This window comes from Dermacoccus sp. UBA1591 (assembly GCF_002322065.1).
Lineage (GTDB): Bacteria > Actinomycetota > Actinomycetes > Actinomycetales > Dermatophilaceae > Dermacoccus > Dermacoccus nishinomiyaensis.
The window spans coordinates 55,080-67,275 of record NZ_DCNR01000046.1 but is presented as its reverse complement, the minus strand read 5'-3'; the positions used below and the strand labels follow the sequence as shown (position 1 = coordinate 67,275).

The window sequence follows — 12,196 nt, the reverse complement described above, 5'->3', positions numbered from 1 at the left end:
CCCCCGGCGGCCGCGCCGTTCGGGTCGGGTTGACCGAAGACAACACGGGCGACGCCGGCGCGGATCAGAGCGCGCGCACACGACGGGGTGCGCCCGGTGTGCGCGCAGGGTTCGAGGGTGACGTACGCCGTCGCGCTACGCAGGTCGACGCCCGTCGCGATCGCTTCGTTGATGGCCGCGGCCTCGGCGTGCCACGTGCCCGCGCCGCGGTGGTAGCCCTCTGCGAGGATGACGCCGTCAGCGTCGACGACGACGCACCCGACACGAGGATTGGGGTCGACACGCGGCGACAGCGCAGCCAGCTGCGCGGCGCGCTCCATGGCGCTATGACGCTCGAGTCTCACGAGATGCCTTCCGGTCCGATCGAACAACCGATCACCGGGGCACGAGAAAGCTGACGCCCGCCGCACGCCACGAAGGCGCCGACGACATCGGCCGAGACGCCACGCGCGATGCCCTCAGTCACGCCGCAGCGGCTCGTCGGCCGCCCGCGCAGAGCGCGAACAACCGCGTGCAACCTCCCATCCGGACTTTAACCGTCGGTCTCGGAATCTCACCGAGTCAACCGACCCCTGTCGAAGCGGGCCGGGTCGCGGACTTTCACCGCCGGCTAGGAATTTCACCTACCCCGGGTACACGCCAGACATGTTACTCCTTCGCGCTCTTCTGCGCGTCTTCCGGCGCCCTTCCCCCGCAAGCTCAGCCACCCCGCTCGGTGCGACACACGTCAGTTCAGTGCGCGTGCCCCGCAGCCAGGGCACGCAGCTGATCGATCGCGGCGGCAGCGGACTCGGCACCGTAGACGGCCGATCCCGCGACGAAGGTGTCGGCACCGGCTTCGGCGCACTGCTCGATCGTCTTGGCCGAGACGCCGCCGTCGACCTGCACCCACACGTCACCGCCGTGCGTGCGGATGCTCTCGCGCACCGCGCGCACCTTCGGCATCTGCTCCGCCATGAACGACTGGCCACCGAAGCCGGGCTCGACCGTCATGACGAGCACCATGTCGAGCTCGGGCAGCAGATCCGCGTACGGCTCCCACGGCGTGTTCGGCTTGATCGCCATCGACGCGCGAGCTCCGGCCGCGCGGATGTCGCGTGCGAGCTTTTTCGGGTCGGCCGCGGCCTCGACGTGGAACGTCACGCTCTTGCACCCGGCCTCGGCGTAGGCGGGCGCCCAGCGGTCGGGGTCGTCGATCATGAGGTGCGCATCGAGCGGGATCGGGCTCACCTTCAGCAGCGACTCGACGACCGGCAGCCCGAGCGTCAGGTTGGGCACGAAGTGGTTGTCCATGACGTCCACGTGCGCCCAGTCGGCGTTGTTGATGGCGTCGAGCTCGCGTTCGAGGTTGGCGAAATCGGCGGAGAGGATGCTCGGCGAGATGCGGACGTCACGGGCGTCGGTCATGCGGGTCACTTCTTTCTCAGGAGGGCGAAGAACATGGCGTCGGTGCCGTGCAGATGCGGCCACAACTGGACGGACGGCAGGTCGCCGACGCGCTCGATGGGCTCGTCGAACGCGTCGCGGAACAGCGGCCAGGCGTCCTCCTGGACGACGTCGTCGCGCCGTCCGAGCACCTCCGCGACGACGGCGAGGGTCTCTGCGGGGTGCGGCGAGCACGTCGCGTATCCGATGACGCCGCCCGCACGCGTCGCGTCGATCGCGGAGTCGAGCAGTTCGACCTGCAGAGCGGAAAGCTGCGCGACGTCCGATGGTTGACGGCGCCAGCGCGACTCGGGGCGACGGCGCAGCGCGCCGAGGCCGGTGCAGGGCGCGTCGAGCAGCACGCGGTCGTAGGTGCCGGGCTCCTCACGACCGAGGTCGCGCCCGTCGCCGGTGCCGATGTAGATCTCCGCGCCGTCGTCGAGCAGCGCGCGCAGGGTGCGCCGCACGAGGTCCGTGCGGTGCTCGCTCGCCTCGTTGCAGTAGAGGACGTCGCCGCGCAGGTGCGCGACCGCGCCGAGCAGCGCGGCCTTGCCGCCGGGGCCGGCGCACAGGTCGAGCCAATCCTCGCGTGCGTCACCGCCCGATGCCGTGCGCGGCGGCACGTCAGCGTCGGCGAGTGCGAGGGCGAGCAGCTGCGAACCTTCGTCCTGCACCGCAGCCCTCGTCTGCCGGATCGCGGGAATGTTCGCGGGATCGCCGAACGGCAGCACCGCGCCGACCGGCGACAGGTCGCTCGCCTCGGCTCCGGATGCGACGAGCTCGTCGACGGTGGCAAGGCCCGGGCGGGCGACGAGGCTGACGCGCGGAGGCGTGTTGTCGGCCTCGAGCAGCGCGTCGAGTGCGTCGTCGAGGCTCGCTTGACCGTCCCCGCCCGCGGCTCTGTGGCCGCGCAGCGACTGGCGCAGCGCCGAGACGACCCAGCGCGGGTGGGAAGTCGCGACGGCGCGCACCTCGTCGGCGTCATCGACACCGCGCGTGAGGTCGGCGATCCACGTCTCATGGTCGCGCTCCCCCGCGCGTCGCAGGACGGCGTTGACGAAACCCGCCGCACCCGAGCCGGCGTGCTCGCGGGCGAGGGCGACGGTCTCCGACGTGGCGGCATGGACGGGCACGCGCATCGACAGGATCTGGTGGACGCCGAGGCGCAGCACGGCGAGCACGACCGGGTCGATCTGCGACGGCGCGCGGCCCGAACCCGTCTCGATGACGCGGTCGTAGAACCCTTGTCGACGGATGGTGCCGAGGGCCAGCTCCGTGGCGAACGCCGCGTCGCGGCCACTCAGATCATGGCGCGTGAGGACCTTCGGCATCTCGAGGTTGGCGTAGGCACCGTCGTCGACGGCGCGCAGGACGGCGAGCGCCGCACTGCGGGCGGGATCACCCGTGCGCCGGCGCGCTGACGGCGCCTGCTCACTGCGGTGGCCCGCGCCGCGCAAGCGCGCATCCGAACGCTGACGGCCCCGCGCGTCACGGCGATCGTCGCGTGGAGGTTGTTCTCCATGACCGGCGCTCCGCTGCGCGCCTCGGCCGTCGCGCCCGGGGCCGCCCGTACGTCGTTCGTCACGGCCGCCCTGTCCGCCACTCTGGCGGCTGGAGCCGCTGCCGCCGCGTCGTTCGTCACTCACCGAAGCTCTCCCCTTCGTTCAAACGCAGCCCGCGGGCCCAGTCGGCGGCACGCATGACCTTCTTGCCGTGCGGCTGCACCTCGAGCAGTTCGACGACGCCGCCGAGTGCGCCGGCGAACACCTGCTTCTTCGTGGCGTGCAGCTCGCCGGGTGTCAGCGGCGGGCACCCGTCGGCGTCGGCGAGGCGGCTGCGCAGCAGCTTGACGCGCTCACCACGCAGCATCGCCCACCCCCCGGGCGCCGGAGACGCGCCGCGGATACGGCGGTCGACGGCGAACGCGGGCACCGAGAAGTCGAGACGCACGTCGTCGACCTGGATCTTGGGCGCGAGCGAGACACCGTCGCGAGGTTGCGGAATCGGCGTCACGTCACCGTTCGCGAGGGCGTCGAGCGTCGACACGAGCAGGGACGCACCACCTTCGGCGAGGCGTGTCAGCAGGTCGCCGGAGGTGTCGGTGGGGCCGATCGCCTCCGTCATCGTGCCGAAGACGGGCCCGGTGTCAAGCCCCTCCTCGAGCAGGAACGTCGAGGCGCCCGTCACGTCGTCACCGGCCATGAGGGCGTGCTGCACGGGTGCGGCGCCACGCCAGGCGGGCAGCAGCGAGAAGTGCAGGTTGATCCAGCCGTGCCGCGGAATCGCGAGCACCGACGGCGGGATGAGCCCGCCGTACGCGACGATCGGCGCGGCGTCGGGCTCGAGTTCGCGCAGCCGCGCGACGAAGTCGTCGTCGGACGGTTTCGTCGGCGTCAGCACCTCGAGGCCTGCCTCGAGCGCGAGCTCGTGCACCGGCGACGGCGACGTCTTGCGCCCGCGCCCCTGACGCGCCTCGGGGCGCGTCACGACGGCGACGACCTCGTGGGCCGAATCGAGCAGGGCCCGCAACGACGGCAGAGCCGCCTCCGGGGTTCCGGCGAAAACTACGCGCATCGGCTGGTGGGCCCTTCGTCGGTTCGAGCGGGCGGCTCGCGCAGCTCCGCAGGGGGTGAGTCGTGAGGAATCAGTCTAGTGCTGAGCCGCGCCGGCCCCGGCGGTGCCGTCGGGCGTCTCGGACACGCCGGCACTCGTCTGGCGCGGGCCGGCTGACGGCTCCAACGGCAGCCCGCGCAGGCGCAGATCGTCGCGCAGGGTGTCGGGGTCGGTGAACAGGATCGCGTCGAGGCCGGCTTGCTCGGCCCCCATGACGTTGGCGGCTGAGTCGTCGATGAAGACGGCGTCGCTCAACCCGCCGCGGTGGCGCGTCACCTCTTCGAGGATCTCCCAGATCTCCGGGTCGGGCTTCGTCACGCCCTCCTCGCCGGAGACGATGATCTCCTCGAACAGGTCGAGCACGTCGCCGTGCAGCGAACGGGCGACCTCGAACAGCTCGGCGCTGAAGTTGGTCAGCGCGAACAGTGGCACACCCGCCTCAGCGAGTTCGCGCACCATGGCGACGCTGCCCGCGATCGGCTCGGCGATGGCGAGGTGGAAGTTGTCGATGTAGGCCTGCGCCGCGGCCGTGTGGTGCGGGTGTCGCTCGTCGATCTCGGCGACGATCTCGCGCCACGCGCGCCCGCCGTCAGCGGCGAGGTTGTGTGCGAAGAAGTCGAGTTCGGGGTCGGTGAGCAGCGCTGTCGCCGCGTCCTCGCCGACGGCGTCGAGCAGTGCCGCGCGCGGCTCCCAGCGCACGAGCACGTTGCCGATGTCGAACACGACCATGTCGACCGGGCTCGGCTGCGGCGCGTCACCCAGGTCGGCGAGGCTCGCGAGGTCGCCGGCGTCGGGGCCGTCGAGGTCGTCGAGGTCGATCGCCCGGGCGCGGCGGCCGGCACTCGAGGTGAGGCCGCTCGTGAGGTTAGGTCCAGACATCATGGCGCCACCGTAGCGGGCGGAGCGGCTCGGGCTCGTCATGCCAGGCCGTCCAGGAGTGGGTCGAGGCGCACCGTGACGACGGGTTCGCGCGCGGCTGAGCGTGACGCGGTGAGGGCGCGCAGCAGCGCCGGGACGTCTGCATCGGTCGGGTCGTTCCACCGCGCGAGGAAGCGCACGAGCGACTCGTCGTCGTCCGACGACGTGGCCTGACGCTGGGGCGTCGCCCGGTCGAACACGTGCCGGCGCCGCAGCGGCAGCGGGCCGAGGACGCCGACGCTGACGTCGTGCTCGCGCGCCGCCTTCTCGAGCGCTTCGGCGTACCGAGCGGCCGCGCGTCGCGGGCCCTCGAGCGCTGCCATCCGCGTGGCGGGTGGCAGCATCACCTCGGCGCGCTCGGCGAGTTCACGCGCCGCGAACCACCGCGGCGCCCAACGCACGAGCGCCTCGACGGCGGGAAACGGCACGTGCCGGGGCACGCCCGCAAGGTAGACGACGCCGCCCGTCGACGCCGGGCGCACGAGGCCCGCCGCGGCGCACCAATGCGTGAGGGCACGCTGACCGGCGTCGAGCCCGCCCCGGTCGAGCAGGGCCCATGCGTCGAGCAGGATCGCGGCGCTGTACCCGTTCTCGGCGACGGGTTCAGCACCGGGGGTGCAGATGACGAGCGCGGGCTCGTCGGGCACGCTCGCGAGCACGTCCGGCGCCCCGGAGCGCCGCACCGGCACCCCGGGAAACGCACGGCCCAGTTCTTCGGCGGTGCGTCCGGCCCCGATCGTCAGCGACCGGATCTCGTGGCTGCCGCACTCGGGGCAGGTCAGCACGTGCGCGACGTGGCCGCACCACCGGCAGGTCGGGGCGCTGTGCTCGCCGTCGAGCCCGAGCGGCCCGTGGCACACGTCGCAGGTCGACTTCGTGCGGCACCGGGCGCACGCGATCGTCGGGATGTACCCGCGGCGCGGCACCTGGACGAGCACCGGCCCGTCCTGCAACGCGCGGGTCGCGCCCTGCCATGCCTCGGCGGGGATGCGCGCGCGGGCTGCGGCGCCGTGACGCTCGACGCTGCGGTCGTCGCCCGTGACGACGACGCGCGCGCTCGTGCGTTCGACCGGGTCGACGGGGACACTGACGCCGGCCTCGACCTGGGCCTGCACCCGCACCGACGGCACGGCGCCCGCGCTCAACAGGGCGGCCGGGGCGAGGTCGGCGCGAGTCTCGAGCACGGCTCCGACGTGCGGATACGGCGCGTGCGGGTCGACGTGAAGGGTGTCGGCGTCGTCCCACCACACGACGAGGCCGAGGTCGGGCACCGGAGCGAACATCGCCGCGCGCGTTCCGACGACGACATCGGCGAGGCCGCGCAGCGCCTTGAGAAACGCGGTGTAGCGGGCCTGCGGACCCATGTCCGCCGTGAGGGTGACGACCTGATCGTCGCTCAACCGGGCCGAACACGCCGCGGCGACGCGATCGACATCCCGCCCGTCGGGCACGACGACGACGGTGCAACGCCCAGAATCGCGCACCGCTGCCGCGGCGTCCGCGACGGCGGCAGGCCAGGCATCCGGGCCGAACAGCCCGGGCGCGACATCCCAGGAACCACGCGGGTTCTCCCCCGCGGCAAGATGCGTGAGCAGGCTCAATCCCCCGGCGTAGTGACGCCACGCGCTGAGCGGCGCCGGCGCACTGGCCGCCACCGCGCCGCTCGTCGCATGACTCGTCGAGGCCATATCATCGCCCGGTGTAGGCCCGTCGGCCGCAACCGCGCCGCTGGACGTCGCGCTCGTCGAGGCATGCCCGCCGCACGACGCGAGCGCCTCGCCAGGAGCAGCCTCGTTATCAGCGACAGCCGCACCATCATGGGCAGCAGCGCCGCCCGTGACAGCCGAAGCCTCGTCGTCAGGCTCAGCCGGCACAGCCGAAGCGGCGTCAGGACCAGCGTTCCCGGCCTCAGCCACCTCGGGCATCGATCGATCCGCCGCCGACGCCTTCGCCATCCGCTCGTCGAGGGCCTTCTCGGCGCGTGCGTGCCGCGGTGGGATCGCGAGGCGCAGGACATCGGAGACGGTGCCGCCCATGCGAGCGGCGACGGCTTGCGCCACCTGCCAGATGTGCTCGGTGAGCACGGCCTCGGGCGACACGACGGCGAGCAGCGGGCTCAGCGTGCCGGTGAACTCGGGGGTCTCGCGCACGCCGACGACGTACCCGGTGATGCGCTTGCCGTGGAAACGCACCTTGACGGCGACGCCGAAGCGCACGTCATCGGCCAGTTCGGCGGGGATGCGGTACTCGAACTCGCGGTCGAGGTGAGGCACCTCGAGCATCGGCCAGACGACGGCGACCCGTTCGCTCCCACCGTCGCGCGTAGCAGCCTTCGCGCTGCCCGCATCGTCCCCGCGTGCCTTGGCGCGCACGGCGTCGCGCAGCAGCGCGAGTTGTTCGCTGCTCGCGGCGTGCACGTCGTCGCTCGTCATGACCTCATCTCTACACGAGTGCTCCGACAACCCCGGCATCCCGGGAGTTTCGGGGCCTGAACGCAACCGTGCCGCGGCCCGATCGAGCGGGTCACGGCACGGATCACGCCTCTCAGCCGGCCGCGCGCTGCAGCTCTTCGATGCGGTTCGTCTGCTCCCACGTGAAGGGGTTCTCGACGCCGTCGGCGCTCGTGCGACCGAAGTGGCCGTACGCGGCCGTCGGCTGGTAGATGGGGCGCAGCAGGTCGAGCGCGTCGACGATAGCGGCCGGACGCAGGTCGAACGTGTCCGCGATGGCCTTCTGGATGACGTCGAGCGGCTTCGTCTCCGTGCCGAAGCACTCGACGTAGAGGCCGACGGGCTGCGCCTTGCCGATGGCGTACGCGACCTGCACCTCGCAGCGCTTCGCGAGGCCCGCAGCGACGACGTTCTTCGCCACCCAGCGCATCGCGTACGCAGCCGAACGGTCGACCTTCGACGGGTCCTTCCCGGAGAAGGCGCCGCCGCCATGGCGGGCCATGCCGCCGTAGGTGTCGACGATGATCTTGCGGCCGGTGAGGCCCGCGTCGCCCATCGGGCCACCGATGACGAACTTGCCGGTCGGGTTGATGAGCTGACGCATCTCGTTCGTGTCGAGTGTGACGCCGCTCGCCGCGAGCTCCGCGATGATGGGCTCGATGACGTGACGCGTGATGTCGGGCGTGAGCTGGCCGTCCAGGTCGATGCCGGCGTCGTGCTGCGTCGACAGCACGAGCGTGTCGAGCGCGACGGCCTTGTCACCGTCGTAGGAGATCGTCACCTGCGTCTTGCCGTCGGGGCGCAGGTAGTCGAGGTCGCCGTTCTTGCGGACGCTCGTCAGGCGCTCGGAGAGGCGGTGCGCGAGGTGGATCGGCAGCGGCATGAACTCGGGCGTGTCGTCGCACGCGTAGCCGAACATGAGGCCCTGGTCGCCCGCGCCCTGGCTGTCGAGGGGGTCCTCGCCGCCGCCGACGCGGTGCTCGTGAGCGCTGTCCACGCCCTGCGCGATGTCCTCGGACTGAGCGCCGATCGAGACGGAGATGCCGCAGCTGTGGCCGTCGAAACCCTTTTCGGACGAGTCGTAGCCGACGTTCGTGATCACCTTGCGCACGAGCTTCGCGACGTCCGTGTACCCCTCGGTGCGCACCTCGCCGGCGACGTGGACGAGACCCGTCGTCACCATCGTCTCGACGGCCACGCGGGCCTGCGGGTCCTGACGCAGCATGTCGTCGAGAATCGCGTCACTGATCTGGTCGCAGATCTTGTCGGGGTGGCCCTCGGTGACGGATTCGGACGTGAAGAGACGAGACAACGGAATGACTCCTTAGGGCAGCGGCTGCTGGCTGGGTGCGACGCACCCATCGTTGATGTTACTGAGAGGGGACGAGGTCGGCGACGAGATCGAGCAGCGCCGCCGCGATGTGAGACTTGGGCGCCGGGCCGACCGTGACGACGTCATCACTGCCGCGGCGCAGCAGGTGAGCCGTCGACGAATCCTGAGCGAACGTCACGCCGTCGCCCACCTCGTTGGCGACGAGGACGTCGCAGCCCTTGCGGGCCAGTTTCGCGCGGGCGTGGTGGAGAACATCGCCGTCAGCGTCACCCGTCTCGGCCGCGAAGCCGACGATGACACGGCTCGACACGTTCGTCGACGCGGCTGTCGGCTGGAGCTCTGCATCACGCTGACGCACCGCCTCGGCGAGGATGTCCGGGTTGCGTACGAGGGTGATGACGGGCGCCGAGTCGTCGCCGTGGGTCTTCTTGATCTTGGCGTCCGCGACGTGGTCGGGACGGAAGTCGGCGACCGCGGCCGCCATGACGAGGACGTCGGGCGTCGCGGCGAGCACCGCGTCACGCATCTGAAGGGCGCTCTCGACGCTGACGACGCGGACGCGCTGCGCGAGGTCGGCCGGGGGCTGCATCGTCGTGACGAACGTGACGTCGGCGCCGCGATCGGCGGCCGCCGCCGCAATGGCGAAACCCATCTTGCCGCTGCTGCGGTTGCCGAGGTAACGCACCGGGTCGATGGCCTCGCGCGTGCCGCCGGCGGTGACGAGCACGGTCCGGCCGGCCAGAGCGCCTGACGGGGTGACGGCGTCCTCCTCGCGCCCGGTGGTCTCGGCCAAGCCACCCGCGGTGGCGCCGCCACGTCGCTCTCCGCTCGCCGCAGCCGCGAGGGCCGCGTCACGGATGACGTCGGGGTCGGGCAGGCGCCCGGCGCCGGTGTCGGCGCCCGTCAGCCGCCCGGACGCGGGCTCGACGATCGTCGCGCCACGCGAGCGCAGCGTCGCGACGTTCGCCTGCGTCGCGGGGTGCAGCCACATCTCGGTGTGCATCGCCGGCGCCATGACGACGGGGCAGCGCGCCGTCAGCAGGGTGTTGGTGAGCAGGTCGTTCGCCATGCCGGCCGCGGCCTTGGCGAGGACGTCGGCCGTCGCGGGGGCGACGACGACGAGGTCGGCGTTCTGCCCGAGCCGGACGTGCGGAACCTGCGCGACGTTCTCGAACACGCCTGTCTGCACGGGCTTGCCGGAGAGTGCCTCCCACGTCGGGGCGCCGACGAACTCGAGCGCTGACGCGGTGGGCACGACCGTCACGTCGTGGCCGGCTTCTGTGAAAAGACGAAGGAGCAACGCCGCCTTGTAGGCAGCGATGCCCCCTGTCACACCGAGAACGATGCGCATGTGCGAGATCGACTCAGGCTTCGAGCTTCTCGATGGAGAGCAGGCCCTCGTTCATCTCGCGCAGCGCGATGGAGAGCGGCTTGTCCTGCGGCTGGGCGTCGACGAGCGGGCCGACGTTGTCGAGCAGGCCGTCGGCGAGCTGGCTGTAGTAGCCGTTGATCTGACGGGCGCGCTTGCTCGCGTACGTGACGAGGGCGTACTTGCTGTCCGCGATCTCGAGCAGGTCGTCGATGGGCGGGTTGGTGATGCCGATGGGCTCGGCCTTCGTTCCGGACATGTGTCCCTCTTCTCCTCGGGGCGCGTGGCCGCCGTCGCTGCGCGTGATGCGCGGCGCGCGGGCAGGCGAACGTGCCTCAGTGTTCAGGTGTTCTCATCAATGATACGAGTTCTTCGGAGGCACGCCGAACATCGTCGTTGACGATGACGTGGTCGAACTCGCTCTGCGCCGCGAGTTCGACCTTCGCGGTCTCGAGGCGGCGCTCACGCTCTTCGGGGGTTTCGGTGGCGCGGCCGACGAGTCGGCGAACGAGTTCGTCCCAGCTCGGCGGCGCGAGGAAGACGAAGAACGCATCGGGGGCGTTCTGCTTGACCTGACGCGCGCCCTGCAGGTCGATCTCGAGCAGCGGGAGGCGGCCGTCGGCGATGGCCTGCTCCACGGGCGCCTTCGGCGTGCCGTACGACGCCCGACCGTGGACGATGGCGTGCTCGAGGAAACCACCGTTCGCGGCCATCTCGGCGAACTCGTCGTCCGTCATGAAGTAGTAGTGGACACCGTCCACCTCACCCGGACGTGGCGGGCGCGTCGTCGCTGACACCGACAGCCACACCTCGGGATAGTGCTCGCGGATGTACGCGGCCACCGTCCCCTTGCCGACAGCCGTCGGCCCGGCCAGAACGACCAGTCGTGCACTCACCGCCATGCCCTTTCGTCAACGCCCGCCCCGATCAGCGGTTCGCTCATCCTTTCACATGGGTGCGCGCACCACACGAGCGTCATCTCAGGTCGCACCGACGCCGCCGATCTGCCGATCGGTGCGGTTCTGCACCGTCTGGGGAGCGCCGGCACAAGTCGGCCCGGGCGCCTCGCGATGCCTGTCTCCGCTCAGCGGAGGCCGGCCACCGACTCACGCGTGCGCTCGACGGCGGCGACGAGCCCGTCGACGGAGGGGCCAGCCTTGAGGACGTCGCGTGACGTCGTCGGGATGACGCGTGAGATGGACTCGCCGAACACCGATCGCATCGACTCGACGGTGCCGCCCTGTGCGCCGAAACCGGGCGCGAGGATCGGCGCGTTCGAGGCAGCGAGAGCGCCACCCAGACCGAGGTCGTCGAGGGCCGAACCGATCGTTGCGCCCATGACGAACCCGATGTGGCCCCACTCCCCTCGCGCTGCCGCGTCGGCGTTGTCGCGCGTCGCGGCGGCGACGATGTCGCCCGCCACGGTGCCGCCCGGCGTGACGGCGTGCTGCACGCCCGCACCCTCCGGGTTCGACGTCAGCGCGAGCACGAACACGCCGCGCCCGGTGTCACGCGCGAGATCGAGCGCCGGCCGCAGCGACTCGTATCCGAGGTACGGGCTCACGGTGATGGCATCCGCGGGTTCCGGCGCATCCTTGCCGAGGAACGCCTCGCCGTACGCCGTCATCGTCGTGCCGATGTCGCCGCGCTTCACGTCGAGGATGACGAGCGTTCCCGCCGCGCGCAGCTCAGCGGTCACACGCTCCAGCAGCGCCACCCCCCGCGCGCCGAACACCTCGAAGAAGGCGGACTGCGGTTTCACCGATGCGACCCGCCCACCGAACGCCTCGACGCACGTCAGCGCGAACCGCTCGACACCGGAGTAGGAGTAGTCGAGCCCCCACGACTCGACGAGCGAGCGGTGCGGGTCGATGCCGACGCACGCCGGCCCGAAGCGCGCCTGCGTCGCCGCGAGCCGAGCGCCGAAACCAGCACCGTCAAGTGCAGCGGGTTCAGCAGATGTGGTCATGGGAACCTCCGTGAAGATGAAACATGAACAGGAAAGGACTTCGGCCCTGGCTGCCTCGCGCACGAGCCCGGCCGCCGTGGGCCGTTCGAGGATGAGGCCCAGCGCGCCTGGATGACATG

General features: G+C 71.4%; 11 protein-coding genes and 1 riboswitch. All 11 genes read right to left on the bottom strand.

What is annotated here, in order from left to right; genetic code table 11:
- Positions 1 to 320 (bottom strand): deaminase (locus tag B2284_RS05145; protein WP_286697265.1); only part of this gene is annotated, 320 nt, incomplete at its 3' end.
- 189 nt (positions 321 to 509) lie between these two features.
- A riboswitch (FMN riboswitch) is annotated at positions 510 to 640 on the bottom strand.
- 92 nt (positions 641 to 732) lie between these two features.
- Complete coding sequence (gene rpe, locus B2284_RS05140; protein ID WP_074039444.1) at positions 733 to 1,407, bottom strand: ribulose-phosphate 3-epimerase; 675 nt, start codon at positions 1,405 to 1,407, stop codon at positions 733 to 735.
- 5 nt (positions 1,408 to 1,412) lie between these two features.
- The gene (locus tag B2284_RS05135) at positions 1,413 to 2,882 is read right to left on the bottom strand and encodes an RsmB/NOP family class I SAM-dependent RNA methyltransferase (RefSeq protein WP_006943819.1); all 1,470 of its coding nucleotides are present in this window, start codon (positions 2,880 to 2,882) and stop codon (positions 1,413 to 1,415) included.
- A 181-nt stretch (positions 2,883 to 3,063) separates the two neighbouring features.
- A complete protein-coding gene (gene fmt, locus B2284_RS05130) occupies positions 3,064 to 3,999 on the bottom strand; it encodes a methionyl-tRNA formyltransferase (RefSeq protein ID WP_074039446.1) in 936 nt (311 codons plus the stop codon).
- Positions 4,000 to 4,074: 75 nt separating this feature from the next.
- A complete protein-coding gene (locus tag B2284_RS05125; protein ID WP_235006162.1) occupies positions 4,075 to 4,920 on the bottom strand; it encodes an HAD family hydrolase in 846 nt (281 codons plus the stop codon).
- Between the two features lie 35 nt (positions 4,921 to 4,955).
- A complete protein-coding gene (locus B2284_RS05120) occupies positions 4,956 to 7,388 on the bottom strand; it encodes a primosomal protein N' family DNA-binding protein (protein ID WP_040014292.1) in 2,433 nt (810 codons plus the stop codon).
- A gap of 112 nt (positions 7,389 to 7,500) precedes the next feature.
- Positions 7,501 to 8,718, bottom strand: coding sequence for a methionine adenosyltransferase (gene metK / locus B2284_RS05115; RefSeq protein ID WP_006943816.1), 1,218 nt, complete (start codon positions 8,716 to 8,718; stop codon positions 7,501 to 7,503).
- Between the two features lie 58 nt (positions 8,719 to 8,776).
- On the bottom strand, positions 8,777 to 10,090 hold the full coding sequence (locus tag B2284_RS05110) for a bifunctional phosphopantothenoylcysteine decarboxylase/phosphopantothenate synthase (protein WP_006943768.1): 1,314 nt from the start codon (positions 10,088 to 10,090) through the stop codon (positions 8,777 to 8,779).
- Between the two features lie 13 nt (positions 10,091 to 10,103).
- Positions 10,104 to 10,367: a DNA-directed RNA polymerase subunit omega gene (gene rpoZ / locus B2284_RS05105; RefSeq protein ID WP_006943764.1), complete on the bottom strand. Its 264-nt coding sequence runs from the start codon at positions 10,365 to 10,367 to the stop codon at positions 10,104 to 10,106.
- A gap of 76 nt (positions 10,368 to 10,443) precedes the next feature.
- The gene (gene gmk, locus B2284_RS05100; protein WP_006943738.1) at positions 10,444 to 11,010 is read right to left on the bottom strand and encodes a guanylate kinase; all 567 of its coding nucleotides are present in this window, start codon (positions 11,008 to 11,010) and stop codon (positions 10,444 to 10,446) included.
- Between the two features lie 182 nt (positions 11,011 to 11,192).
- Entirely contained in the window at positions 11,193 to 12,077 is an 885-nt protein-coding gene (pyrF, locus tag B2284_RS05095; protein ID WP_006943788.1) for an orotidine-5'-phosphate decarboxylase, read from the bottom strand.
- Positions 12,078 to 12,196 lie beyond the last annotated feature (119 nt).

Excerpts from the sequence above, each read along its gene's own strand:
- rpe (WP_074039444.1), bottom strand. The coding sequence starts at position 1,407 with ATGACCGACGCCCGTGACGTCCGCATCTCGCCGAGCATCCTCTCCGCC.
- fmt (WP_074039446.1), bottom strand. The coding sequence starts at position 3,999 with ATGCGCGTAGTTTTCGCCGGAACCCCGGAGGCGGCTCTGCCGTCGTTG.
- B2284_RS05125 (WP_235006162.1), bottom strand. The coding sequence starts at position 4,920 with ATGATGTCTGGACCTAACCTCACGAGCGGCCTCACCTCGAGTGCCGGC.
- B2284_RS05120 (WP_040014292.1), bottom strand. The coding sequence starts at position 7,388 with ATGACGAGCGACGACGTGCACGCCGCGAGCAGCGAACAACTCGCGCTG.
- B2284_RS05110 (WP_006943768.1), bottom strand. The coding sequence starts at position 10,090 with ATGCGCATCGTTCTCGGTGTGACAGGGGGCATCGCTGCCTACAAGGCG.
- rpoZ (WP_006943764.1), bottom strand. The coding sequence starts at position 10,367 with ATGTCCGGAACGAAGGCCGAGCCCATCGGCATCACCAACCCGCCCATC.
- gmk (WP_006943738.1), bottom strand. The coding sequence starts at position 11,010 with ATGGCGGTGAGTGCACGACTGGTCGTTCTGGCCGGGCCGACGGCTGTC.
- pyrF (WP_006943788.1), bottom strand. The coding sequence starts at position 12,077 with ATGACCACATCTGCTGAACCCGCTGCACTTGACGGTGCTGGTTTCGGC.